Below are 24,113 nucleotides of genomic sequence, written 5' to 3'. Positions count from 1 at the left end.
GCTTCGCGATGGTCTGCGGCAGTGCTCGGGAACCGGGGTGAACGGTGCCGGAACCCCGCGTGTCCACTCCTACACTGACGGCATGGACAACGCGTGGCTCGTGCCACTGTCGATGCTCCTCGGCGGGGTCTTCGGCGCGGGTGTCGTCGGGCTCATCATCACGGCCGAGCGCACGGCACGGGCAGCTGACGTCGCCGAGCGCACCCTGCCGGACGGCGTCGCGGCGGTCATCGCCACGATGCACAACCCCGCCGTGGTCGTCGACCCCTCGAACACCGTCGTCGCCGCGTCACCGCAGGCGCTCACGGTCGGGCTGGTCATCCGGCGCCGGCTCGTGCACCAGGAGCTCCTCGACCTGGTCGACCGGGTGCGTGCCAGCGGAGAGATGGGCGCGGAGGACCTCGAGCTGCCGCGCGGACGTCGCGGGGAGCTCGTCGGGTACCTCAGCTTCCGGGCCGCCCAGCTCGGGAACCGGTACGTGCTCCTGACCGCCGACGACCTCACCGAGTCCCGGCGGATCGACGAGGTCCGCCGTGACTTCGTCGCCAACATCTCCCACGAGCTGAAGACTCCGATCGGCGCCATCGGCCTGCTGTCGGAGACCCTCGTCGCCGCGGCGGACGACCCCGACCACGTGCGGAAGTTCGCCGGGCAGCTCATCACCGAGTCCGAGCGGCTCGGCGCCCTGACGAAGGACATCATCGAGCTCTCCCGGCTGCAGTCCGTGGACACGCTCGACTCCAGCGAGGAGATCTCGATCGACAAGGTGGTGCAGGCCGCCGCCGACGCGAACGAGGTCGTCGCACGCGCGCGGGACATCGAGCTCGTCCGCGCGAAGAAGTCGAAGCTCCGGGTGATGGGCGATCCCGGGCTCCTGCAGGTCGCGGTGTCGAACCTCATCGCGAACGCCGTCAAGTACTCCCCGGACCACACCCGTGTCGGTGTCGGCGTCCGGAGCGCCAAGGGGTTCGTCGAGATCGCGGTGACCGACCAGGGCGTCGGGATCCCGGAGGCGGACCTCGACCGGGTGTTCGAACGGTTCTACCGCGTCGACCCCGCACGGTCGCGAGCCACCGGCGGCACCGGCCTCGGGCTCGCGATCGTGAAGCACGTCGTCGGGAACCACGGCGGTGACGTGCGCGTCTGGTCGCAGCCCGGCAAGGGCTCGACCTTCACGATCCGCCTGCCCGAGGCGGACACCGAACTGACCACAGCACTCGAAGAGCAACGGGAAGAGCAGCCAACGTGACCAAGATCCTCATCGTCGACGACGAGCCGGCCCTGAGTGAGCCCCTGGAGTTCCTCCTGCAGCGGGAGGGCTACGAGACCGCCGTCGCTGCCGACGGCGTCACGGCGCTGTCGAAGTTCGACGCCGAGAACCCCGACCTCGTCCTCCTCGACCTGATGCTGCCGGGGCTCTCCGGCACCGAGGTCTGTCGGCAGATCCGCACGCGGTCGAACGCGCCGATCATCATGCTGACGGCGAAGGACTCCGAGGTGGACATCGTGGTCGGGCTCGAGCTCGGCGCGGACGACTACGTGACGAAGCCGTACTCGACCCGGGAGCTCCTCGCCCGGATGCGCGCGGTGCTGCGTCGTCGCACCGAGGACGACCCGGCGGACAGCGGCGTGCTGCAGGTCGGCGGGATCAAGATGGACGTCGAGCGCCACACGGTGTCCGTCGACGGGTCCGAGACGCCGATGCCGCTCAAGGAGTTCGAGCTCCTCGAGCTGCTGCTCCGGAATGCCGGTCGTGTGCTCACCCGCGGGCAGCTCATCGACCGGGTGTGGGGGTCGGACTACTTCGGCGACACCAAGACGCTCGACGTGCACATCAAGCGGATCCGTTCGAAGATCGAGCGGGTGCCGTCGGCACCGGAGGTCCTGGTCACGGTGCGCGGTCTCGGGTACCGGATCGAGGCATGAGCCGCGTCCACGGCTGAACCGACCGGAGGCCCGGTGCGAGTCCCTGGGACTCGCACCGGGCCTCCGGTCGGTTGCGTCTGGTGCGCCTGCCGTGCCTAGCCGGCGGGGGTGGCGGTCGCGCTGTCCGTCGGCGTGGCCGACGGGGTCTCGACGGGGAGCGTCACCGTCGGGGTGGGGGTCGGCGCGAGGGTCTGGTACTCCTCCTGCGCGCTGGTGAGGACCGGCACGCTCGCGGAGACGCCCTCGGCGCCCGGGTAGGAGAAGTAGACCTTGACGAGCGAGCCCGGCGCGATGTCCGCCCCGGCGAACACGACCTCGTCGGAGGTGCCGGCGCTGGTGCCCTGGGTCTCGGCGCCGCTCTGGACGCTCGACTCCGCGCTGCTCGAGTCGCTCGGCGAGTTCGCACCGAGGTCCACGTGGGTGTTCGCGGGGACGCGCACGGTGTCGGAGGCGTCGCCGACCTCGATCGTGACGGTCCGGCCGGTGCCGCTGTTGTTGATCAGCGTGCCGACGAAGCGTGCGTCGTCGTCCTTGCCGTCCGAGATGATCAGCGCGTTGCGGACGTCGATCTTGCCCGTCGTGACGTTCACACCGTCGGTGATCTGCTTGATCTCCTTGGTCTGCGCCGGCGAGATGAACTCGCAGCCGGTTGCACCGAGCGCGATGGTTGCCGCAACGGCGACGGACACGAGTACCCGAGCTCGCAAGAGAATCCTCCGAAGATCACGATGCGCCGGCCGTCTGGTCCAGCACGCCCCCATCTTAGCGATCACCTGGGAGGGCTCGTGGTCAGGGTCCCCTTACCCGAATTCCGCTTGTGGTAAACTGAGTGTTGCGGAACGGAGCTTGATACATGCAATTCGAGGTCGGCGAGACCGTCGTCTACCCCCATCACGGGGCGGCAACCATCTCTGAAGTCAAGACGCGAGTCATCAAGGGCGAGGAAAAGGTCTACCTGAAGCTGCGTGTCACGCAGGGTGACCTGACGATCGAGGTACCGGCGGACAACGTCGACCTGGTCGGCGTCCGCGATGTGATCGGCAAGGAAGGCCTCGACAAGGTCTTCGAAGTGCTGCGTGCACCGTTCACCGAAGAGCCCACGAACTGGTCTCGCCGTTACAAGGCGAACCTCGAGAAGCTCGCTTCGGGAGACGTCATCAAGGTGTCGGAGGTCGTTCGCGACCTGTGGCGCCGCGACCAGGACCGCGGTCTCTCGGCGGGTGAGAAGCGGATGCTCGCGAAGGCCCGCCAGATCCTGATCTCCGAGCTGGCGCTCGCGGAGAAGACCGACGAGGACAAGGCATCCACCGTCCTCGACGAAGTCCTCGCATCCTGATCGTGCCCAGCCAGATCCGGGCGTGAGCACCAGCCACACGACGACCCCACAGACCCCAGCGGTCCGTGGGGTCGTCGTCGTTGCAGCGGGGTCGGGCACCCGGCTCGGGATGGGCACGGCGAAGGCGTTCGTCCCCGTCGCCGGGCAGGTGATGCTCGCGCGGGCGCTGGCGCCGCTGTTCACGCTGGCGTCGCCGACGTACGTCGTCGTGGTGGCACCGGCTGCGCTGCTCGCATCGTGCCGAGAACTCGTCGGCGCCGTTGCCGGGGTCGCGGTCGGGTACACGGCGGTCGTCGCCGGCGGGGACGACCGTCACGCCTCGGTGCAGGCCGGCCTCGCGGCGCTGCCCGACTCCGTCGAGACGGTGCTCGTCCACGATGCCGCCCGGTGCCTGACGCCCGCGTCGCAGTTCGCCGCGGTGTTCGACGCCGTGGAGTCCGCAGGCGTCGGTGTCGTCCCGGCGCTCCCGGTCACCGACACGGTGAAGCAGGTGTCCGGCGACGCGGTCGTCGGCACCGTCGACCGGACTGCGCTGGTCGGGGTGCAGACGCCGCAGGGCTTCCCGCTCGCAGCGCTCCGGGACGCGTACGCGGTGTCGACGCAGTCCGAGACCGACGACGCCGGGGTGTTCCAGGCTGCCGGTGGCACCGTCCGGGTCGTCCCGGGGGACGCCGACGCGTTCAAGATCACGACGGCATGGGACCTGCAGCGGGCGTCGTCCATCGTGGCGTCACGTGCCGGTGCCGGTGTCGCGGTGCCCGGGGTGCGGGTCGGGCTGGGCGTCGACGTGCACGCGTTCGATGCCGCATCGCCGTGCCGCGTCGGGCTGCTCGACTTCCCGGGGGAACCCGGTCTCGCCGGACACAGCGACGGTGACGCGGTCGCGCACGCGGTCTGCGACGCCCTGCTCTCCGCCGGCGGGCTCGGCGACATCGGCGGGCGCTTCGGCACCGCCGACCCGACGTACGCCGGGGCGACCGGGGACGTCTTCATCCGCGGCGCCGTCCGAGCCCTCGCCGACGCGGGACTGACACCGTCGTCCGTCACCGTCCAGGTGATCGGGAACCGTCCGCGCATCGGTGCCCGTCGCCTCGAGATGCAGGACGCGCTGTCCGCCGTCGTCGGGGCCCCGGTCGCGGTGTCCGGCACGACGACCGACGGGCTCGGCTTCACCGGCCGTGGCGAGGGGCTCGCGGCGATCGCGACGGCACTCGTCCACACCTCCTGAAACGCGTGCACGTCCCCGTCTAGGCTTGGGCGCGTGACCGTTCGCCTCTACGACTCCCGTGCCGCAGACGTCGTCGACCTCGTCCCCCTGGTCGACGGACACGTGAGCATGTACGTGTGCGGTCCCACGGTGCAGTCCTCGCCGCACATCGGGCACCTCCGTTCCGCCCTGGTGTACGACATCTGGCGCCGCTGGCTGACCCACCGTGGGTACCACGTCACGCTGGTCCGGAACGTGACGGACATCGACGACAAGGTGCTCGACCTCGCCGCGGGCACCGACGAGCCCTGGTGGGCCCGGGCGTACCGCGTCGAGCTGGAGTTCAGCGCCGGGTACGCCGCGCTCGGCATCCTGCCGCCGACGTACGAACCCCGCGCCACCGCGAGCATCCCGCAGATGCAGGACATCATCGCCCGGCTCATCGAGCGCGGCCACGCCTACCCGGCCGCCGACGACTCCGGGGACGTCTACTTCGACACCGGCAGCTGGGCGTCCTACGGCGACCTGACCCGGCAGCGTCGTGAGGACATGGTCGAGGCCGCCGACGCCGACCCCCGCGGCAAGCGCGACGCCCGCGACTTCGCGCTGTGGAAGGGCGCCAAGGCCGGCGAACCGTCGACCGCGTCGTGGGACTCCCCCTGGGGAGCCGGGCGTCCGGGGTGGCACATCGAGTGCTCCGCGATGTCCCGGCGGTACCTCGGGCCAGCGTTCGACATCCACGGCGGCGGCCTCGACCTCCGGTTCCCGCACCACGAGAACGAGCTCGCCCAGTCCACCGCCGCCGGCGACCCCTTCGCGACGTACTGGCTGCACAACGGACTCGTGACCGTCGGCGGGCAGAAGATGTCGAAGTCGCTCGGCAACTCGATCTTCGCAGCAGACTTCCTCGGATCGGCGTCCCCGGTCGTCGTCCGCTACTTCCTCGGCGCCGCGCACTACCGCTCGACGATCGACCACCACGAGGGCTCGCTCGGTGAGGCCGAGGCGGCGCTCGACCGGATCGCCGGCTTCCTGGGGCGGGCGGTCTCGCGGCTCGAAGGGGTGTCCCTCGCGGACGCTCCCGGCGTCCCCGACGCGTTCGCCGCGGCGATGGACGACGACCTCTCGGTGCCCCAGGCGCTCGCGGTGCTGCACGAGACCGTGCGCGCCGGGAACGCCGCCCTGGACGCGGACGATGCGGAAGCGCTCGGGACCGCGTACCATCAGGTGGCCGCGATGGTGGAGGTGCTCGGCATCGACCCGCGAGCGTCTCACTGGTCAGGTGCCGGTCAGGACGCCTCTGCCGCACCGCTCGCCGCCCTCGTCGAACGCCTCGTGCAGGAGCGTTCGGACGCCAGGGCTTCGCGCGACTTCACCACGGCCGACCGCGTGCGCGACGACCTCGCCGCAGCGGGCATCACGATCGAGGACACCTCGTCCGGAACACGTTGGAGCATCGCGTAGCGCGGCGCTGAAGGAGTACATCATGAAGAACGTCTCGGGGAACCGGAAGGGCCGTCCCGGCGCTGTCCGTTCCGGACGCAAGGGCAACAAGCAGGTCGGCTCTGGCGGGCAGGGTGCGCAGGCACTCGAGGGGCGCAAGCCCACGCCGAAGGCCGAGGACCGCCCGTACCACCCCGCCGGCAAGCGCAAGGCCGCGAAGGAGCGCTTCGACGCCGCCCGCAGCCGCCACGGCGCGTCGAGCAGCCCGCAGAACCGCACGGGCCGCCCGCCGCAGCGCAAGACCGACGACTCCGAGCTGGTCACCGGCCGCAACTCGGTGCTCGAAGCGCTGCGCACGAAGACCCCGTCGACGACGCTCTACGTCGCCGCCCGGATCGAGGTCGACGACCGCGTCAAGGAGATCCTGACGCTCGCCAACCACCGCGGCGTGCCGATCATGGAGATCATGCGCCCGGAGCTCGACCGCATCACCGGGCACGACAGCGTGCACCAGGGCGTCGCGCTCAAGGTCCCCGCGTACGAGTACGCCGTCGCCGAAGACCTCGTCGAGCGCGCGTTCTCCCGCGACCAGGTGCCGCTCATCGTGGCCCTCGACGGCATCACCGACCCGCGCAACCTCGGTGCGATCATCCGGTCCACGGCGGCGTTCGGCGGCCACGGCGTCATCGTGCCGCAGCGTCGTTCGGTCGGTGTGACCGCGTCGGCGTGGAAGACCTCCGCCGGTGCCGCCGCCCGCACCCCGGTCGCGATGGCGCCGAACCTGACGCAGACCCTGAAGTCGCTGAAGTCGATGGGCCTCTTCGTGCTCGGCCTCGACGGCGACGGGGACGTGCAGCTCGACGCGCTCGAGCTCGCCGACCGTCCGATCGTGATCGTCGTCGGCTCGGAGGGCAAGGGCCTGTCCCGCCTGGTCACCGAGACCTGCGACGCGATCGTGTCGATCCCGATCTCCTCGGCGACGGAGTCCCTGAACGCGGGCATCGCCGCGAGCGTCACCCTGTGGGAGGTCGCCCGGCGCCGTCGCGCCGAGTAGCCCTCCGCCGAGATCGCACTTCGTGTCGTCAGCCCGTTCGGGAAGGCGACACGGAGTGCGATCTCACGTGTGGGGGGTCGGGCGTGGGGCGACGAGCGGTCAGACGTTCGCGCGCCAGTCCTCGGCCTCGTCGGACTCGTCGACGTCCCCGTCGGCGTCCACGATCGGGATCGGCATCGTGATCGACGAGGTCGGCGGGTTGATGAGCAGGCGCTCGTCCCGACGGTGCCGGAGCACGTCGTTGATGTAGGCCGTGGTCGCCTCGGGGAGTGAGACCGCACGTTCCTCCTGCTGGGACATGAACCAGCGGTGCTCGAGGAGCTCGTGGAAGACCTCGGCGGGCTCGAGCCGCCCGCGCAGATCCCGCGGGATCGCACGGACGACGGGCTCGAAGACCTTCGAGACCCACTCGTGCGCGACCATCTCCTCGTCGAGCTCGTCGCGGCCGTTCCGGGCGCGGTAGGCATCGAGGTCGTTGAGCAGGCGACGTGCCTGGTTCTCACCCGCGTCGAGTCCGGTGAGCCGGAGCAGCCGACGCTGGTGGTGTCCGGCGTCGACGACCTTCGGCTGGATCCGGACCTCGCCACCACCGGGGGCCGCGTTGATCGACAGCTCCTCGATGTCGAACCCGAGGGCGTTGAGCCGCTCCACGCGGTCGTTGATGCGCCAGCGCTCCTTGGCGTCGAACTGCTCGGTGCCGGTCAGTTCCTTCCACAGCGTGCGGTACTGCGCGACGATGCGGTTCGAGACGTCCACCGCGTCGGCGTTCTCGTCGAGGCGCCCACCGGCTTCGAGGTCGAGGAGCTCGCCGGCGATGTTGACCCGCGCCACCTCGAGGTCGTTCTCGCGCTGCCCGTTCGACAGCCCGCCCGGGTAGAGCTTGCCGGTCTCGGCGTCCACCAGGTACGCGGCGAAGGACCCGGCGTCGCGGCGGAACAGCGTGTTCGACAGCGAGACGTCGCCCCAGTAGAAGCCGAGGATGTGCAGGCGCACGAGGAGCAGGGCGAGCGCGTCGACGAGCCGGGTGGCGGTGTCCGGGCGCAGTGTCTGCGAGTACAGCGCGCGGTAGGGGAGCGAGAAGCGCAGGTGCCGGGTGACGAGCACGGGGTGCAGCGGTTCACCGTCCACGCTGAACCGGTTCGTGATGACGGCGACCGGGTCCACGCACGGCACGTCCATCCGCTGCAGGGTGCGGAGCATCTCGTACTCGGAACGGGCGATCTCCTCGCCGGTCTCCTTCACGGCGACGACGTACCCGCCGAGGTGCACGAACCGGACCAGGTGCCGGGAGATGCCCTTCGGCAGCGCGACGATCGTCTCCTCGGGCCACGCGTCGAGGGGCAGGTCCCACGGCAGGTCGAGTAGACCGGGATCCACGGTGGCTGCGGTGATGGAGAGCGATTCGGGCACGGTGGGTCCTTCTGGCGGTGCGGGTACCGGCGGCGTGGGCCCAGGCCGCCGGTGCGGAACGACGAGAGCCCGCCACCCGCCCTTGTGAGGCGGGCGCGGGCTCCCGGGTGGTGCGCTTCCTAGGCGCTGACGACGGCCTTGTCGTCGAGACGCTCACCGGACTCGGAGTCGAACACGTGGACGTGGCCCTGCTTCGGGCTCACGACGATGGTGTCGCCGATCGAGGGGTGGTTGCGGCCGTCGACGCGGGTGACGATGTCGGTACGCGTACCGTTCACATCGGCGTGGCCGTACAGGTAGCCGTCGGCGCCGAGCTCTTCGACGACGTCGACGGTGACGGGGAGGCCTTCGCCCGAGTTCGAGACGATGATGTCCTCGGGGCGGACGCCGACCGTGACCGAACCGGAACGCGCGTTGCCGAGCGTGTCGCGGTCGACCGGGTGGTTGAGCGAGCCGAAGGTGATGCCGCCCTCGACCACGGAGGCCGGGAGCAGGTTCATCGCCGGCGAACCGATGAAGCCGGCGACGAACACGTTGTTCGGCTTCTCGTAGAGGTCGCGCGGGGTGCCGACCTGCTGGAGGATGCCGTCCTTGAGGACCGCGATGCGGTCACCCATGGTCAGTGCCTCGGTCTGGTCGTGCGTGACGTAGACCGTGGTGACGCCGAGACGACGCTGCAGCGAGGCGATCTGCGTACGGGTCTGCACGCGGAGCTTGGCGTCGAGGTTCGACAGCGGCTCGTCCATGAGGAACACCTGCGGCTGACGGACGATCGCGCGGCCCATCGCGACGCGCTGACGCTGACCACCGGAGAGCGCCTTCGGCTTGCGGCCGAGGTACTGCTCGAGGTCGAGGAGCTTGGCGGCTTCCTGCACGCGGGTGGCGCGCTCTTCCTTGCCGATGCCGGCGATCTTGAGCGCGAAGCCCATGTTCTCGGCGACGGTCATGTGCGGGTACAGCGCGTAGTTCTGGAAGACCATCGCGATGTCGCGGTCCTTCGGCGGGACGTCGGTGACGTCGCGGTCACCGATGCGGATCGCGCCGGAGTTGACCTCTTCCAGACCCGCGAGCATGCGCAGCGAGGTCGACTTGCCACAGCCCGACGGGCCGACGAGGACGAGGAACTCGCCGTCAGCGACGTCCAGGTCGAGGGAGTCCACCGCGGGGCGGTTGCCTCCGGGGTAGAGACGGGTTGCCTTGTCATAGGTGACGGACGCCATGAGCGTTCGGTCCTTTCTCCACCGGCAGGTACGTGCCGGACGATCCGAGTGAAGCGGTGTGCCCGTTGGGGCCCCGGATGGTCGCCGTCGACCATCGAGGTTCATACAACACGAGTTCTCCTGGGTGCGCCAGTGCCACTTTCCCCACGGACGGAAGCGGTCGGCGGACTCCCAGCGCTGATTGGGTGGTTCCCAGAGCCCCCCACTACGATCGTTCGGGTCCGTCCGCCGTGCGGGGGTGAGCGCGTGCGGACCCCGATCAGGAGGACCCGGAATCCCATGACGAACCGCCCCGAGGGTGAAGCCCGCGCCGAGCGGAACCAGCGCCGAGCAGCAGCACGCGAGCGCGCCCAGCGCGCCCGACTCCAGCACAAGCGCCGGCAGCGTGGTCTCCGCCTCGGCCTGCAGATCGGACTCGGCGTCGTGCTCCTCGCCGCCGCGACCGTCGTGACGCTCGTGCTCGTCGACTCGACGAAGCCCGCCGGTCCGGGCCCGTCGTCGATGTCGCAGGGCGGCATCACCATCGGCCAGGACCTCAAGGCCGTGTCCGGGGCCTCGTCCTCGACGCCGACGCCGTCGGCCACCGCCGGAGCCGACCCGGTGCGCATCACGATGTACATCGACTACCTCTGCCCGATCTGCGGCGACTTCGAGCAGACGAACAGCGACTACATCGAGGGGCTCCTCGACTCGGGCGCCGCGACGGTGGACATCCACCCGATCGCGATCCTGTCGAACCGCTCGCAGGGCACGAAGTACTCCCTGCGTGCCGCCAACGCCGCGGCGTGCGTGGCCGAGTCGTCGCCGGACCAGTTCTGGGCCGTGAACCAGGCGCTCTTCGCGAAGCAGCCGGAGGAGGGCACGGCCGGGCTCACCGACGCGCAGCTGACGAAGCTCGTCACCGGGGTGTCGGGCATCCGGTCGAAGTCGACCATCGCGAAGTGCATCGACGAGCAGCACTACGGCAAGTGGGTCGACGAACGCACCAGTGCGGTGACCGGGGGCGACATCCCCGGCTCGACGCTGACGGAGTTCCCGGGCACGCCGCTCGTGCTCGTGAACGGGCAGCGGTACGAGTACTCGCAGCCGTTCACCAACGACGAGTTCCGCACCTTCGTGATCACGGCCGCCGGCTCCGGTGAGGAGACCCCGACGCCGACGCCGACCCCGTCGGGCTCGGCGACGCCGACGCCGACGCCGACGCCGACGCCGACGCCGACGTCGACACCGTCGGCTTCCGCTTCCGCCAGCTGATCCGGCCAGGCCCGGCCCGGCCCGGTCGGCCCGGCGTCGGCGCGGCTAGAGGGACGAGCCGGGGACGCTGAGCGTGTCGCAGGACGTCGCGCCCTGCTCGTACCCGCGCTCGAACCACCGCTGCCGCTGCGCGCTCGACCCGTGCGTGAACGAGTCCGGGTCGACGTGCCCGCTCGAGCGCTGCTGGATGCTGTCGTCGCCGACCGCGCTCGCGGCGGACAGTGCATCGGCGATCTGCGCGCGGGTGATCGGCTCGAAGAAGGTCGTGCCGTTCGCGGACTTCGTCGTGGCCGCGTCCCCGACCCAGGCGCCGGCGTAGCAGTCCGCCTGCAGCTCGACGCGGACGCTGCCGGAGGACGCCCCGGTCCCGCTCCGGTCGGTGTCGGCGAACGTGCCCTGGAGCTGCTGCACGTGGTGCCCCCACTCGTGCGCGACGACGTACATCTGCGCGAGGGGACCGCCGGAGGACCCGTACTGCGACTGCAGGTCGTCGTAGAACGCGGTGTCGAGGTAGATCGCCTTGTCGGGCGGGCAGTAGAACGGGCCGGTCGCGGCCGATGCCGTCCCGCACGCGGTGTCCGTGGACCCGTCGAACAGGAAGAAGTCCGGGGAGGTGTACCCGATCCCGAGCTGGCGGCTCTCGGTCGTCCAGTACGTGTCCAGCGACTCCGCCGCGCCCTCCATCCGGCAGTCGATGCTGGCGTTCGCGTCCCGCCCGGTGCGGCACTCGGCGACCGGTGACGCCTCGGAGCCGGCGTCCTGGATCTGGGTCACGCCGCCACCGTCACCGACGAGTCCGCTGAGGTCGACGCCGGTGAACTGGGCGATCAGGAACACGACGACGGCCGCGACGCCGACACCACCGCCGGCGATCGCCGTGGTGCGCCCGCGCCGCTTGACCTTGCCGCCCCGCAGCTGGGAGTCGTCGTTGAACGTCATGCACCGAACCTACGGACGGATGGCACGTCGCGGTGCGGCGCCTCGGACGGATGGCACGTCGCGGTGCGGCGCCTCGGACGGATGTCGCGTTGTGGTGCGGCGCGTAGCGTCGCGGAGGACGGCACGAACCGACACCTGTCGCGCAACACGGAAGGAAGCAGCCATGCCCACCCCCATCAACACCGTGATGAGCCCCGCCCGCTACGTGCAGGGTCGTGATGCGATCACCCGGGTCGGCGAGTTCATCGCCCCGATCGGCACCAAGCCGCTCATCGTCGCCGACGACGTCGTGTGGGGGATCGTCGAGGCGAAGCTCACCGAGAGCTTCACGGCGGCCGATCTGCCCGTCGAGCGTGTCGGGTTCGGCCGGTTCGCCACCCCGGCGGCGGTGGACGAGCTCGTCGCGAAGATCCAGGAGACCGGCTCCGACGTCGTCGTCGGGCTCGGCGGGGGTTCGGCCATCGACGCGGCGAAGGCATCGGGCCACCTCGCGGGCATCCGCTGGGTCAGCGTCCCGACGGCGGCCTCGACGGACGCCCCGACCTCGGCGCTCGCGGTGATCTACTCCGAGGAGGGCGAGTTCATCGAGTACCGCCTCTTCCCGCACAACCCCGACCTGGTGCTCATCGACACCCAGCTCGTCGCGAACGCGCCCGTCCAGTTCCTGATCGCGGGCATCGGCGATGCCCTGGCCACCTGGGTCGAGGCCCGAGCCGCCAAGCGCGCGCACGCGGACACCATGGCCGGTGGGCTGCAGACCGAGACCGGCGTCGCACTCGCGGAGCTGTCGTGGACGCTGCTGCACGAGAACGCCCTGCAGGCCATCGAGGCGGTCAAGGCGAAGGTCGTCACCCCCGCGCTCGAGAAGGTCGTCGAGGCGAACACGCTGCTCTCCGGCCTCGGCTTCGAGTCCGGCGGCCTCGCCGCCGCGCACGCGATCCACAACGGGCTGACCGCCGCTCCGCAGGCACACGGCCTGGCCCACGGGCAGAAGGTCAACGTCGGCACCATCGCGCAGCTCGTGATGGAGGGTGCCCCGGCCGAGGAGATCGAGGACTTCGTCGTCTTCACCACGAAGGTCGGGTTGCCGAACACCCTCACCGAGATCGGGCTCTCCGTCGACGACACGACGGAACTCCGCGCGGTCGCCGAAGCCGCCACGGTCGAGACCGAGACCATCCACAACATGCCGTTCCCGGTCACGCCCGAGCTCGTCGTCGACGCACTCGTCGCGATCGAGGGGCTGTCCCGGTCGATCCGCGCCGCGCACGGCCTGCCGGAGCCCGTCCGGTACGTTGCGAAGCACTGAGGACTGAGGGAGTAGCAACGGAGCATGCCCGTACTCGATGCAGCCCACCCCCTGTTCCTGTTCGCGATGGACCAGCGTTCGTCACTCCTCGAGCACACGTACGACGAGTCCGGCGGCGAACCGATCGACGAAGCCGAGGCCGAACGCGTCCGCGCCGGCAAGCAGCTCGTCTACCGCGGCGTCCTGACCGCGCTCGCCGCCGGTGCCGCGCGGGAGCACACCGGCGTCCTGGTCGACGAGCGGTACGGCGCGGACGTCGCACGACTCGCCAAGGACGCCGGCCTGCAGCTCGCGATGCCGATCGAGCGGTCCGGCCGCGAGTGGTTCGAGCTCGAGTACGGCGACGACTGGATGGCCCACGTCGACGCGTTCGACCCGGACTGGGTGAAGGTGCTCGTCCGCGACAACCCCGCGTTCGACGCCGATCGGCGCGCGCAGCAGGCGTCCGATCTGGCCGCCGTCGCGTCGGCACTGCACGACGCGGGACGGCCGTTCCTGGTGGAGCTGCTGGTACCGGGGACCGACGAGCAGCAGGCGTCCGTCGAGGACTACGACCGTGACCTCCGCCCCGACCTCGTCGTGCAGGTGCTCCAGTACCTGCAGGACCACGGGGTCGAGGCGGACGTCTGGAAGCTCGAGGGGCTCGACGCCCGGAGCGACGCCGAGCGGGTCGTCGCCACGGCTCGGCGGGACGGCCGGGACGCGGTGCAGTGCATCGTCCTCGGTCGGGACGCCCCCGAGGAGCAGCTCGACCACTGGCTCCGCACGGCGGCACCGGTGGACGGGTTCGTCGGGTTCGCGATCGGCCGGAGCAACTGGGAGGAACCGCTCGAGGACGTCGTCCGTGAGCACCTCGACACCGAGGCAGCCGAGGGGCTCATCGCCGCGAACTACCGGCACTTCGTCGACACGTGGCTGGAGGCCAGGGGCGACGTCGAGCACGGCGTGGACGCCGGCGCGATCTGACCTCGGCGGCGGTCGGACCGAACCGTGGCGGTCAGGTCCGGAACAGCGGCTCCACCGCAGCGAGGTCGCCGGCGATCCCGACGTCGACGAGCTCGATCCGTCCGGCGAGCGTGGCGGCCGGCCCCCGCAGGAGTCCCGCCTTCACCCCGCCGAACGTGACGGTGACGTCGGCCTGCAGCACGTGGTCGTCCGCGACGGCCCCGGTGTCCACGTCGATCCCGCTCGGCACGTCCACCGCGACGACGTACGGCGCACGCTGATCGCGGGCGAGCTCGCGGATCGCACCCACGACCTCGCGCGCCGGGGAGCGGAGCGCTGATGCTCCGGAGACCCCGATGCCGAGGATCGCGTCGAGCACCAGGTCCGCGCGGAGCGCGGCAGCGGTCGCGATCACCGCCGGTTCAGCCGGGTCGGACAGGAGGCTCGCACCGGCATCCAGCGCGGCCCTGAGGCCCGCCTCGTGGACACGTGAGCCGACACGGAGGATCTCCACGTGCCTCCCGGCCGAGGCGAGGTGCGCACCGGCGAACAGGGCGTCACCGCCGTTGTCGCCGCTGCCGACCAGCAGCAGGACCGATCCCGGGCCGTCACCCGGTCGCTCCGCCGGGTCGTCGAGCAGTCGCCCGACGATCTCCGCCAGCCCCGCAGCGGCACGCTGCATCAGCGGCTCGCCCGCGTCGAGGTGCGGCCGTTCCGCCGCCCGGATCTGATCGCCGCCGTAGCCGTCCATGCGGGCCACAGTGCCCCGATACCCTGGGGACGCCATGTCACTCGTCCCCGCAGCACCCCAGCCCCGCGCCGTGATGTCGCCCGACGGGCAGCGCATCGCCACGTACGACTTCGGCGACCCGGACGCCCCCGTGGTGGTGGCCGTGCACGGCTTCGCCTCCGCAGCGGTGCTGAACTGGCACGCGTCGGGCTGGACCCGTGACCTCGTGCGTGCCGGGTACCGTGTCATTGCGCTCGACCAGCGCGGGCACGGGGCGTCGTCGAAGCCGCACGAGCCGGGCGCCTACTCGATGGACCTGCTCGTGGCCGACGTCACCGCCGTCATCGACACGTACCTGCTCGACGACGTCGCGTTTCTCGGGTACTCGCTCGGCGCCCGCGTCGGGTGGCACACGGCGGAGCGGATCCCGGACCGGATCACCCGCGCGGTCTTCGGCGGGATCCCGGACGCCGACCCGATGCGCCGGGTGCGCGTCGACCAGGCGCGTGCGTACATCGCGGATGGCACGCCGATCGAGGACCGCGTGACGAACGGCTACCTGACGATGGCGGGGAACGTCGAGGGGAACGACCTGGCGGCGCTCGTGGCGATGGTCGAGGGCATGCGGAACAGCATCGAGCCGACGCCCGAGAACGCGCCGTCGCAGCCGATCCTGATGGCTGCGGGCAGTGAGGACGGCATCCGGGACAGCGCGGTGCGGTTGGCCGCTGCGGCGCCCGATGCCTCGTTCTTCGAGATCCCCGGCCGGAACCACTTCAACGCACCGACGAGCCGGGCGTTCCGGGAGGCGGCGATCGCGTTCCTGGGCGGAACCACGCGGTGACACCGTTCGGCGCACCGACGAGCCGGGCGTTCCGGGAAGCGGCGATCGCGTTCCTGGGCGGAACCACGCAGTGACACCGTTCGGCGCACCGACGGGCCGGGCGTTCCGGGAAGCGGCGATCGCCTTCCTGTCCGAGACGCGCTGACGGGTACTGCGGGGGCCTCTCGGTCCCCGGGCCTCCGGCGTAGCGTCCGCGGCATGGAATACAGACTCCTCGGGAACAGCGGGACAGCGGTGTCCTCCCTCACCCTCGGCACCATGACGTTCGGCAGCGAAGCCGACGAACCCACCTCGCACACCATCATCGACACGTTCGTCGAGGCCGGCGGCACCCTCATCGACACGGCCGACGTGTACTCCGGCAACGAGTCCGAGCGCATCATCGGGCGGTGGCTCGCAGCGCACCCGACCGAGGCCCAGCAGGTCGTCCTCGCGACGAAGGGCCGCTTCCCGCAGGGCGACGGCCCGAACGACCTCGGGCTCTCCCGCCGGCACCTCCGTGTGGCGCTCGACGCGTCGCTCGATCGGCTCGGCGTCGACCACATCGACCTCTACCAGATGCACGCGTGGGACGCCCTGACCCCGATCGAGGAGACCCTGCGCTTCCTCGACGACGCCGTCTCCGCCGGGAAGATCGGCTCCTACGGGTTCTCGAACTACCTCGGCCACCAGATCACCAAGGCCGTGTACGAAGCGAAGGCGCACCACTTCGCGCCGCCCGTGACCCTGCAGCCGCAGTACAACCTGCTCGTCCGTGACATCGAGCACGAGATCGTCCCCGCCTGCCTCGACGCCGGCATCGGACTGCTGCCGTGGTCGCCGCTCGCCGGTGGCTGGCTGTCCGGCAAGTACCAGCGCGACGAGGCCCCGACCGGCTCGACGCGGCTCGGCGAGAACCCGCAACGCGGCATGGAGGCGTGGGAGGCCCGGAACGGCGACGAGCGCACGTGGGAGGTGCTCGACGTGCTGTCCGGGGTGGCCGAGGCGCACGACGCGTCGCGGTCCCAGGTCGCCCTGGCGTGGCTGCTCGCCCGGCCCGCCGTGACCAGCGTCATCCTCGGCGCACGCACCGTCGAACAGCTGTCGGACAACCTCGGTGCGGCCGACCTCGTGCTCGACGACGCCGAACTGCAGGCGCTGACGGACGCCAGCGCACCGCGCATCGACGACTACCCGTACGGCACCGCCGGTGTCGCACAGCGGGAACGCAAGATCCGCGGCGGTCGCTGAGGTTCCTTGCGGGATACCGCGATGTCGGCGCAGCCCCTGGACGACCGGGTCGATGAGGTGTCATCATCCCGGTACGGCCGGCTGGTTACCGCGCCGAGCGCCAGGAACGCCCCCTGATCCGTGTTCCACCTGCGCCGAGAGCCCCGAGCGACCACGTCGCCCGGGGCTCTCGCTCGTCCGGAGCGCGGTGTGGTTCAGCGCGGGACGACGTCCCAGCCGGCCGCGGTCTTCACGAGCCGGCCGTCCGGCACCAGGACCTCGACGTCGTCGAGGTGGAACACCCGGAACTCGTCCGGGTGCGCCGCGACGTACGCCGGGATCGACGGGTCCAGCGTGTACCGGTCGTCCTGCCCGATCACGACGAGGTCGAACGGCCCCGCGTTCGGGTCCCGCGTCTGCCGCTTGAAGACGAACGCGGCGACCGAGGACGGGGACTGCCGCTGCGCCAGGACGAAGCCGTCCTCGCGGTGGGTCTCGGCCAGCACCTCCGGCAGTCGGCCGATCCCCATCGGGTGCATCGTGGCGGTCGCGACGGACAGCCGCACGCTGGTGGTCGCGGCGACGGCGACGATCGCGAGCGCCGCCGCGAAGGCTGCGGCGCGGAACCAGCCCGGGCCACGCAGGGTCGCGATCCGGCCGATGCCGATCGCGGCCAGGGCGACGAGCATCGGCATCCAGGCGAGGTAGTACTCGCCCAGCGCGACGTCGCTGACCCCGAGGAAGAAGACGAAGTACGGCACCGCGGCGAGGGCGAGCCAGAGCACCAGGCGGGACGGTCGGATGAGGAACGCCGCGAGCACCCCGACGGCCAGCACCGCGCACTCGAGCGTGCCGGTGCCCTGCCACTGGTACCAGAGGTTCGCCCACCAGGGGGAGTGCCGCGTGATGATGCCGGCGACCTCGACCAGGTGGCCGTCTGCGGCGTGCTGCCGCTGGAACGCGATCATCTCGCTGATCGTCGACACGACGCCGAACGGCAGGTACGGCACGACGACGGTGACCGCGAACCCGGCCGCGAACACGAGCCCGCCCCAGAGCAGCCCCCACCAGCGGCGGTACAGCAGCGGGAGGACGAGGAACACCGGGACCAGCAGGACACCGATCTCCTTCGAGGTCACCGACAGCCCCGCGGCGAGCCCGGCCGCCAGGATCCACGGCCACGCCCCGCCGCGGACCCACCGCCAGCCGCACCACATCGCGATGACGCCGAACGCCACCATCGGGCCGTCGAGCAGCGCCAGGCGGTCGATCCGGCTCGGGTCGTCGAGGATCCCGTGCGGTGGGAGCCACCACAGCCCGGCGGCCAGGAGCCCGGTCCACCACCCGACGTCGCGGCGCAGCCAGACGAACAGCACGAGGCCGGTGACCAGCCCGAGCACCGCGACGGCGATCCGTGCGGAGGGGACGCCCTCGCCGAACACCAGCTGGGCGAGGCCCATCAGGTACTTCGCGGTCGGCGGGTGCTGCCGGTTGTCGCTGAAGTCACCGTGCAGGTAGTCGTAGCCGGGCTGCTGGTACGCGGGTTCGTCGGTGACGACGTTGCCCGAGCCCAGCCGCCAGAACTGCTGGTAGACGGCCCACAGCGCGACGACGGTGAACGCCGTCCAGCGCGTCCACGGTGCGGTCGCGAGCGGGAGCCACCGTCCGGTGGACGGTTCGCGGCGGCGGCCACGCGCACGAGCGTGTGCTGGCGCCGCCGGCGCGGTCTGCGTGGACATCCGGGCCAGTTTATTGCGGGTCCGGGGAAGATCTGGGGCCAGCAGCGGGACTTGAACCCGCAACCCCCGTATTACAAGTACGGTGCGCTACCAATTGCGCCATGCTGGCTGACCCGCCCATCTTACCGACGAGCGGGTCGGGACTCGCGTGCTACTCGGCCGTGGTCTTCTCGGCGAAGTTCAGCGACAGCGAGTTCATGCAGTAGCGGTCTCCGGTGGGGGTGCCGAAGCCGTCCGGGAACACGTGCCCGAGGTGCGAGCCGCAGTTCGCGCAGCGGACCTCGGTGCGGGCCATGCCGAGCGAGTTGTCCTCGATCAGCTTCACCGCGTCCGGGTTCACCGACTCGTAGAACGACGGCCAGCCGCAGCCGGAGTCGAACTTCGTGCCGCTCTTGAACAGCTCAGCGCCGCACGCCGCACACGTGTAGATGCCGGCGCGCTCCTCGTCCAGGAGCTCACCGGTCCACGGGCGCTCCGTCCCCGCCTGCCGGAGGACGGCGTACTGCTCCGGGGAGAGTTCCTCGCGCCACTCGGCGTCGCTCTTCTCGACGTTGTATGCCATGGGTTCCTCCTGCTTCCGGTCGGGGTTCGTCGACCACTTCAGTAAACTCGTCGGGATGTCCGAGCATTCCGTGCACCGCACTCGATGGGCCCGCCTGACGACGGACGAACTGTACGGCATCGTCCGTCTGCGGAACCGGGTCTTCGCCCTCGAACAACACGTCTCGGACGAGGACTTCGACGGCCGCGACCGCGAGCCCGACACCGAGCACTGGTGGTTCGGAACGGACGGCGCGACGGACGGGTCGGCAGCGCTCGGGTACCTCCGCCTGATCCGCCCGGCGGCAGCGGAGGTGCACCCGGACGGCTCCGCCCCGCCGGCCTGGGTGATCGGCCGGGTCGCCACCCACCCGGACCACCGCGGGCAGGGGATCGCGAGCCGTCTCGTCGCCGCGGTCCTCGCGGCCCACGGGCACGAACCGATCGTCCTGCACGCACAGGAGTACGTCGCAGCACTCTACGAACGCCACGGCTTCGTGCGGTTCGGAGCCCCCTACGTGGAGGCCGGCATCACCCACGTCGGGATGCACCGGGCGTGAACACCCGGGCCCGCTACCGCGCCTACGCGGACCGGATCGCTCCGGTCTCGCCGTCGTACGCCGCATGGGCCCGGTCGCTCGACGACGACCTGGTCGCCCTGCTCGAGGAGGTCCCGGAGTCGAAGCGGCAGCCGGAGCTGCTCTTCGCGGTCGCGCGCCGGTTGGGTGCGGACCCGTCGGACCCAGCCGCGCTCCGCGCACTCGGACGGGAGGCCGGGCCCACCCTGGTCACGGACCTCGCCACCGCCACGGTGCAGGCCAACGACCCGCGGCGGCTCGGTCCGCTCGTCCCCCTGTTCGCGGCGCTCGCCGCGTCGGCGTCGCGGCCGCTCGGGCTCGTCGACGTGGGTGCCGCCGCGGGGCTGTGCTCGATCCCGGACCGCGTCACGCTCGACTACCGCACGTCGGACGGCACCGTGCGGATGCACACCGCGCAGGAAGACCCCTCGATCCGGTTGGTCGCCGACGCCTCGGGTACGGTGCCGGCGCCGGCCACTGAGCCGATCCGGATCGGGGCGCGCGTCGCCCTCGACCCGAACCCCATCGACCTCGCAGCGCCCCGTGCGTTCGACCGGTTGGTCGAGGCGGTCCCGCCGGAGGCCCTGGAGCGGACCGCCCTGATGCGGGCGGCCGCGCGCGCGACGCTCACCGTGCCTCCCGTCCGGATCACCGGCCGTGTGCCGGACGACCTGGACCGCGCGGTCGACGCCCTGCCGGACCGCCTCGAACCCGTCGTGCTGACCGCCGGCACCCTGATCTACGTGCCGGGAGCCGAGCGGCAGCGGTTCGTCGACCGGATCGCCGAACGCGGGCTGCACTGGATCGCGCTCGAGCGCACCGGGATCCTGACCGGGGTGGCCGCGACGCTGCCGGCGGACGTCGACGTAGCCGACCCGGCGTCCTTCGCGACCGTCTCCGTCGACGGGGTCGCCGTGGCCGTGTGCGACGCCTTCGGGACCGCGATCCGGTGGTTCCGCGAGCTGTGACGCTTCCCGGGTGGAATCCGCGACAGTCCAGCGCCATGCCAGGGTCGACATCGACCGCACCCCTACGATGTGCGAGACCCGTTACCCGAATGTGATCGGAACCGTCGTGACCACCATCCCCGCGGACGAGCTCAGCGAGCTCGCCAAGCACGTGCTCGCCTTCGAGCACGAGCGGGCACGGCACGACCGCACGAAAGAGGCGGAGATCCGGGTCGAGTTCGACATGTCGCCGGCGCGGTACTACCAGGTGCTGAACCGGGTCATCGACTCACCCGCGGCACTCGCGTACGACCCGCAGCTGGTCGGTCGCCTGCAGCGCCTGCGGCACGCGCGCACGAGCGCACGAGCGGCGCGGAGCTTCGTCGCTCCCGCCGCCGCCTCCGCCACCGGAACCGAAGAGGAACGATGACGAGATTCCCCCATGACCGTTTCGACGACGTGACCGACGGTCCGCGCGTCGGAGCGCACCGCGGCATGCACCGTCGTGGCCGCGGCTGGATCGCGTTCGCGTGGGCCGCGCTCGCCACCGGCGTGCTCGTCGGGATCGGGGTGCTCGTCCTGGCGCTCCTCAACGGCAGCTACTCGTTCTCCGGGGACGACGACGCCACGTCGTCGCCGTCGGCGTCCGCGTCGTCGTCCGCGTCCTCCTCGTCGTCGTCGTCACCGTCGGCGTCGTCGTCGTCCGCGCCCACCGCGGCGAAGCCCTCCGAGCAGGGCGACACCACGGTCGTCGTGCTCAACGGGACCACCACGGCCGGACTCGCGGCGAAGGGCACCTCGGCGCTGACCACCGCCGGGTGGACGGTGACGTCGAGCGGCAACGCGGGCACCACCGGGACCACGTCGACGATCGTGTACTACCAGCAGGACTCCCAGGCGGCCATCGCACGCGGTGTCGCCGCTGCCCTCGGTGTGACCGCCGTGCAGCAGTCGGCAGCGTTCCCGAACGCCGACGTGAGCGTCGTGCTCGGGTCCGACTACACGGGCTGATCCGACGCTTCCCGGAGTCGCCCGGGTGCGTTTCCCGGTCGTTCTGCGCAGCGCTTTGTAACGGCTGTGTTTCCGGCACGTTGAGTTCCGGCGGAATCAGCGTGAAATGTCCGTCACACCCCTTGCCGAAACGCACTTCCTGATTAGAGTCACAAGTGGTCACCGGAGTGATCGGAATGTCGTCGGACCTCGGTACGCACGATGCGGAACACCCGGGCTCGGACCCGACGGCGTCACCCGACGGCCCCGTCGTTCGCAACAGCAGTACCGCAGGGAGCAACAGATCATGGCCAACGGAACCGTCAAGTGGTTCAACGCTGAAAAGGGCTTCGGCTTCATCACCGTCGATGGAGGGGGCCAGGACGTGTTCGTCCACTACTCGGCCATCGACATGAACGGCTACAAGGTCCTCGAAGAGGGCCAGGCAGTGACGTTCGACGTCGGCACGGGGTCCAAGGGCCCGCAGGCCGAGTCGGTGCGTCCGGCCTAGTCGCCGAACCACTCCGGACGCGCCGTCCCCTCGGGGGCGGCGCGTTCGTCGTGTCCGGGCGGTGTGCTGGTGGGTGGGCTGGCGGGTGTGCTGGTGGGTGTGCCGGTGTGTGTTGCACTCTCAGGGGTCGAGTGCCAGAATCGGGCTTGGCACTCGCTGACGCTGAGTGCCAGAAGACCCCCACGACGTCCGGGAGGGACGAGAAACTCACATGGCTAAGATCATTGCTTTCGACGAGGAGGCCCGCCGTGGCCTCGAGCGCGGCCTGAACCAGCTGGCCGACGCCGTGAAGGTGACGCTCGGCCCGCGCGGCCGCAACGTCGTCCTCGAGAAGAAGTGGGGCGCCCCCACGATCACGAACGACGGTGTCTCCATCGCCAAGGAGATCGAGCTCGACGACCCGTACGAGAAGATCGGTGCCGAGCTCGTCAAGGAGGTCGCCAAGAAGACCGACGACGTCGCCGGTGACGGTACGACCACCGCGACCGTGCTCGCCCAGGCCCTCGTCCGCGAAGGCCTCCGCAACGTGGCCGCCGGCGCCGACCCCGTCTCGCTGAAGCGCGGCATCGAGAAGGCCGTCGCGGCCGTCTCCGACCAGCTGCTCGCGAACGCCAAGGAGATCGAGACCAAGGACCAGATCGCCGCCACCGCGTCGATCTCGGCCGCGGACCCGACCATCGGCGCGCTCATCGCCGAGGCCATCGACAAGGTCGGCAAGGAAGGCGTCGTCACCGTCGAGGAGTCGAACACCTTCGGCACCGAGCTCGAGCTCACCGAGGGCATGCGCTTCGACAAGGGCTACCTGTCGCAGTACTTCGTGACCGACCCCGAGCGCCAGGAAGCCGTCTTCGAAGACGCCTACATCCTGATCGTCAACTCGAAGATCTCGAACATCAAGGACCTCCTGCCGGTGGTCGACAAGGTGATCCAGGCTGGCAAGCAGCTCCTGATCATCGCCGAGGACGTCGACGGTGAGGCCCTGGCCACGCTCGTCGTGAACAAGATCCGCGGCATCTTCAAGTCCGTCGCCGTCAAGGCCCCGGGCTTCGGCGACCGTCGCAAGGCCATGCTGCAGGACATCGCGATCCTCACCGGCGGCCAGGTCATCTCGGAAGAGGTCGGCCTCAAGCTCGAGAACGCCACGCTCGACCTGCTCGGCAAGGCACGCAAGGTCGTCATCACCAAGGACGAGACCACCATCGTCGAAGGTGCCGGCGACACCGAGCAGATCGCGGGCCGCGTCCGTCAGATCCGCTCCGAGATCGAAGCGACCGACTCCGACTACGACCGCGAGAAGCTCCAGGAGCGCCTCGCGAAGCTCGCCGGTGGCGTCGCCGTCATCAAGGCGGGCGCTGCAACTGAGGTCGAGCTCAAGGAGCGCAAGCACCGCATCGAGGACGCCGTCCGCAACGCCAAGGCCGCTGTGGAAGAGGGCATCGTCGCCGGCGGTGGCGTCGCCCTGATCCAGGCCGGCAAGGTCGCGCTCGACTCCCTCACGCTCGAGGGCGACGAGGCGACCGGCGCGAACATCGTCCGCGTCGCCATCGACGCACCGCTCAAGCAGATCGCGCTCAACGCCGGTCTCGAGCCGGGTGTCGTGGCCGCCAAGGTCCGCGAGCTCGAAGCGGGCTGGGGCCTCAACGCCGCGACCGGTGAGTACGTCGACCTGATCGCTGCCGGCATCATCGACCCCGCCAAGGTCACGCGCTCGGCGCTGCAGAACGCTGCGTCGATCGCCGGTCTGTTCCTCACGACCGAGGTCGTCGTCGCCGACAAGCCCGAGCGCGCCGCGGCCGCTCCGGCCGGCGACCCGACGGGTGGCATGGACTTCTAGTCCGTCGTTCCGGAAGGGCCCTCGCACGCTGCGCGTGCGGGGGCCCTTCCGCGTGCGCCGCGCGCACGCCTCCGCCGCGTCCGCGTCCGGCCACGCCTCCGCCGGTGAGATCGCACTTCGTGTCGGCTGATCTTCGCGCAACCGACAC

The 24,113-nt window shown here is 70.7% G+C and carries 24 protein-coding genes and 1 tRNA gene; 17 read left to right on the top strand and 8 right to left on the bottom strand.

The window, feature by feature from the left end:
- Nucleotides 1-82: 82 nt before the first annotated feature.
- A complete protein-coding gene (locus tag EDF55_RS17790; RefSeq protein ID WP_123656314.1) occupies nucleotides 83-1,249 on the top strand; it encodes a cell wall metabolism sensor histidine kinase WalK in 1,167 nt (388 codons plus the stop codon).
- On the top strand, nucleotides 1,246-1,926 hold the full coding sequence (locus EDF55_RS17785) for a response regulator transcription factor (RefSeq protein ID WP_123656313.1): 681 nt from the start codon (nucleotides 1,246-1,248) through the stop codon (nucleotides 1,924-1,926). The genes EDF55_RS17790 and EDF55_RS17785 overlap by 4 nt, the downstream gene beginning before the upstream one ends.
- Nucleotides 1,927-2,021: 95 nt before the next feature.
- On the opposite strand, the gene EDF55_RS18950 is transcribed toward EDF55_RS17785, so the two are convergent.
- Nucleotides 2,022-2,633 (bottom strand): hypothetical protein, encoded by a 612-nt coding sequence (locus EDF55_RS18950; RefSeq protein WP_165931369.1) that lies wholly within the window; start codon nucleotides 2,631-2,633, stop codon nucleotides 2,022-2,024.
- Between the two features lie 146 nt (nucleotides 2,634-2,779).
- Between EDF55_RS18950 and EDF55_RS17780 the strand changes: the two genes are divergently transcribed.
- Genes EDF55_RS17780 through rlmB form a run of 4 tightly spaced genes read left to right on the top strand, consistent with a single transcriptional unit; the run spans nucleotide 2,780 to nucleotide 6,966 of the window.
- On the top strand, nucleotides 2,780-3,262 hold the full coding sequence (locus EDF55_RS17780; protein WP_017888066.1) for a CarD family transcriptional regulator: 483 nt from the start codon (nucleotides 2,780-2,782) through the stop codon (nucleotides 3,260-3,262).
- Between the two features lie 22 nt (nucleotides 3,263-3,284).
- Entirely contained in the window at nucleotides 3,285-4,490 is a 1,206-nt protein-coding gene (gene ispD, locus EDF55_RS17775) for a 2-C-methyl-D-erythritol 4-phosphate cytidylyltransferase (RefSeq protein ID WP_123656312.1), read from the top strand.
- Nucleotides 4,491-4,523: 33 nt separating this feature from the next.
- Entirely contained in the window at nucleotides 4,524-5,933 is a 1,410-nt protein-coding gene (cysS, locus tag EDF55_RS17770; RefSeq protein ID WP_123656311.1) for a cysteine--tRNA ligase, read from the top strand.
- A 22-nt stretch (nucleotides 5,934-5,955) separates the two neighbouring features.
- On the top strand, nucleotides 5,956-6,966 hold the full coding sequence (gene rlmB / locus EDF55_RS17765; RefSeq protein ID WP_123656310.1) for a 23S rRNA (guanosine(2251)-2'-O)-methyltransferase RlmB: 1,011 nt from the start codon (nucleotides 5,956-5,958) through the stop codon (nucleotides 6,964-6,966).
- A 99-nt stretch (nucleotides 6,967-7,065) separates the two neighbouring features.
- On the opposite strand, the gene EDF55_RS17760 is transcribed toward rlmB, so the two are convergent.
- Entirely contained in the window at nucleotides 7,066-8,376 is a 1,311-nt protein-coding gene (locus EDF55_RS17760) for a DUF4032 domain-containing protein (protein WP_123656309.1), read from the bottom strand.
- A 119-nt stretch (nucleotides 8,377-8,495) separates the two neighbouring features.
- Nucleotides 8,496-9,596 carry an ABC transporter ATP-binding protein gene (locus EDF55_RS17755; protein ID WP_123656308.1) on the bottom strand — a complete coding sequence of 367 codons (1,101 nt, stop codon included), beginning with the start codon at nucleotides 9,594-9,596 and terminating at the stop codon, nucleotides 8,496-8,498.
- 279 nt (nucleotides 9,597-9,875) lie between these two features.
- Between EDF55_RS17755 and EDF55_RS17750 the strand changes: the two genes are divergently transcribed.
- Nucleotides 9,876-10,850: a thioredoxin domain-containing protein gene (locus EDF55_RS17750; protein ID WP_123656307.1), complete on the top strand. Its 975-nt coding sequence runs from the start codon at nucleotides 9,876-9,878 to the stop codon at nucleotides 10,848-10,850.
- 45 nt (nucleotides 10,851-10,895) lie between these two features.
- Here the strand turns inward: EDF55_RS17750 and EDF55_RS17745 are convergent, their stop codons facing one another.
- Nucleotides 10,896-11,789: a neutral zinc metallopeptidase gene (locus EDF55_RS17745; RefSeq protein WP_123656306.1), complete on the bottom strand. Its 894-nt coding sequence runs from the start codon at nucleotides 11,787-11,789 to the stop codon at nucleotides 10,896-10,898.
- A gap of 163 nt (nucleotides 11,790-11,952) precedes the next feature.
- On the opposite strand from EDF55_RS17745, the gene EDF55_RS17740 reads away from it, so the two are divergent.
- Nucleotides 11,953-13,098, top strand: a complete 1,146-nt coding sequence (locus tag EDF55_RS17740) for a glycerol dehydrogenase (protein ID WP_123656305.1) — start codon at nucleotides 11,953-11,955, stop codon at nucleotides 13,096-13,098.
- A gap of 24 nt (nucleotides 13,099-13,122) precedes the next feature.
- Nucleotides 13,123-14,064: a 2-deoxy-5-keto-D-gluconate 6-phosphate aldolase domain-containing protein gene (locus EDF55_RS17735; protein WP_123656304.1), complete on the top strand. Its 942-nt coding sequence runs from the start codon at nucleotides 13,123-13,125 to the stop codon at nucleotides 14,062-14,064.
- Between the two features lie 31 nt (nucleotides 14,065-14,095).
- Here the strand turns inward: EDF55_RS17735 and EDF55_RS17730 are convergent, their stop codons facing one another.
- A complete protein-coding gene (locus EDF55_RS17730; RefSeq protein WP_243698208.1) occupies nucleotides 14,096-14,794 on the bottom strand; it encodes an NAD(P)H-hydrate epimerase in 699 nt (232 codons plus the stop codon).
- A 34-nt stretch (nucleotides 14,795-14,828) separates the two neighbouring features.
- Here EDF55_RS17730 and EDF55_RS17725 point away from each other — a divergent pair, with 34 nt between their 5' ends.
- On the top strand, nucleotides 14,829-15,617 hold the full coding sequence (locus tag EDF55_RS17725; RefSeq protein ID WP_123656302.1) for an alpha/beta fold hydrolase: 789 nt from the start codon (nucleotides 14,829-14,831) through the stop codon (nucleotides 15,615-15,617).
- A 198-nt stretch (nucleotides 15,618-15,815) separates the two neighbouring features.
- Nucleotides 15,816-16,847 (top strand): aldo/keto reductase, encoded by a 1,032-nt coding sequence (locus EDF55_RS17720; RefSeq protein WP_123656301.1) that lies wholly within the window; start codon nucleotides 15,816-15,818, stop codon nucleotides 16,845-16,847.
- A gap of 194 nt (nucleotides 16,848-17,041) precedes the next feature.
- Here the strand turns inward: EDF55_RS17720 and EDF55_RS17715 are convergent, their stop codons facing one another.
- The 3 genes from EDF55_RS17715 to msrB form a co-directional block, all read right to left on the bottom strand.
- Nucleotides 17,042-18,565 (bottom strand): glycosyltransferase family 39 protein, encoded by a 1,524-nt coding sequence (locus EDF55_RS17715; protein WP_123656300.1) that lies wholly within the window; start codon nucleotides 18,563-18,565, stop codon nucleotides 17,042-17,044.
- Nucleotides 18,566-18,598: 33 nt separating this feature from the next.
- Nucleotides 18,599-18,674 (bottom strand) — tRNA-Thr (locus tag EDF55_RS17710).
- Nucleotides 18,675-18,716: 42 nt separating this feature from the next.
- Nucleotides 18,717-19,127 carry a peptide-methionine (R)-S-oxide reductase MsrB gene (msrB, locus tag EDF55_RS17705; RefSeq protein ID WP_123656299.1) on the bottom strand — a complete coding sequence of 137 codons (411 nt, stop codon included), beginning with the start codon at nucleotides 19,125-19,127 and terminating at the stop codon, nucleotides 18,717-18,719.
- Between the two features lie 55 nt (nucleotides 19,128-19,182).
- Here msrB and EDF55_RS17700 point away from each other — a divergent pair, with 55 nt between their 5' ends.
- The 6 genes from EDF55_RS17700 (at nucleotide 19,183) to groL (ending at nucleotide 23,965) form a co-directional block, all read left to right on the top strand.
- Nucleotides 19,183-19,665, top strand: coding sequence for a GNAT family N-acetyltransferase (locus EDF55_RS17700; protein ID WP_123656298.1), 483 nt, complete (start codon nucleotides 19,183-19,185; stop codon nucleotides 19,663-19,665).
- Nucleotides 19,662-20,651 carry a DUF2332 family protein gene (locus EDF55_RS17695; RefSeq protein ID WP_123656297.1) on the top strand — a complete coding sequence of 330 codons (990 nt, stop codon included), beginning with the start codon at nucleotides 19,662-19,664 and terminating at the stop codon, nucleotides 20,649-20,651. Before EDF55_RS17700 ends, EDF55_RS17695 begins: the two co-directional genes overlap by 4 nt.
- 106 nt (nucleotides 20,652-20,757) lie before the next feature.
- Complete coding sequence (locus EDF55_RS17690) at nucleotides 20,758-21,060, top strand: DUF3263 domain-containing protein (RefSeq protein ID WP_243698209.1); 303 nt, start codon at nucleotides 20,758-20,760, stop codon at nucleotides 21,058-21,060.
- Nucleotides 21,057-21,641 carry a LytR C-terminal domain-containing protein gene (locus EDF55_RS17685; protein ID WP_123656296.1) on the top strand — a complete coding sequence of 195 codons (585 nt, stop codon included), beginning with the start codon at nucleotides 21,057-21,059 and terminating at the stop codon, nucleotides 21,639-21,641. Before EDF55_RS17690 ends, EDF55_RS17685 begins: the two co-directional genes overlap by 4 nt.
- A 286-nt stretch (nucleotides 21,642-21,927) precedes the next feature.
- On the top strand, nucleotides 21,928-22,131 hold the full coding sequence (locus EDF55_RS17680) for a cold-shock protein (protein WP_056120541.1): 204 nt from the start codon (nucleotides 21,928-21,930) through the stop codon (nucleotides 22,129-22,131).
- Nucleotides 22,132-22,342: 211 nt separating this feature from the next.
- Nucleotides 22,343-23,965, top strand: a complete 1,623-nt coding sequence (gene groL / locus EDF55_RS17675) for a chaperonin GroEL (protein WP_123656295.1) — start codon at nucleotides 22,343-22,345, stop codon at nucleotides 23,963-23,965.
- The last annotated feature ends 148 nt before the right edge of the window (nucleotides 23,966-24,113 follow it).

Source organism: Curtobacterium sp. ZW137, assembly GCF_003762905.1.
Classification (GTDB): domain Bacteria; phylum Actinomycetota; class Actinomycetes; order Actinomycetales; family Microbacteriaceae; genus Curtobacterium.
The sequence above is the reverse complement of the archived record's forward strand: the minus strand, read 5'-3'. Positions and strand labels throughout refer to the sequence as shown.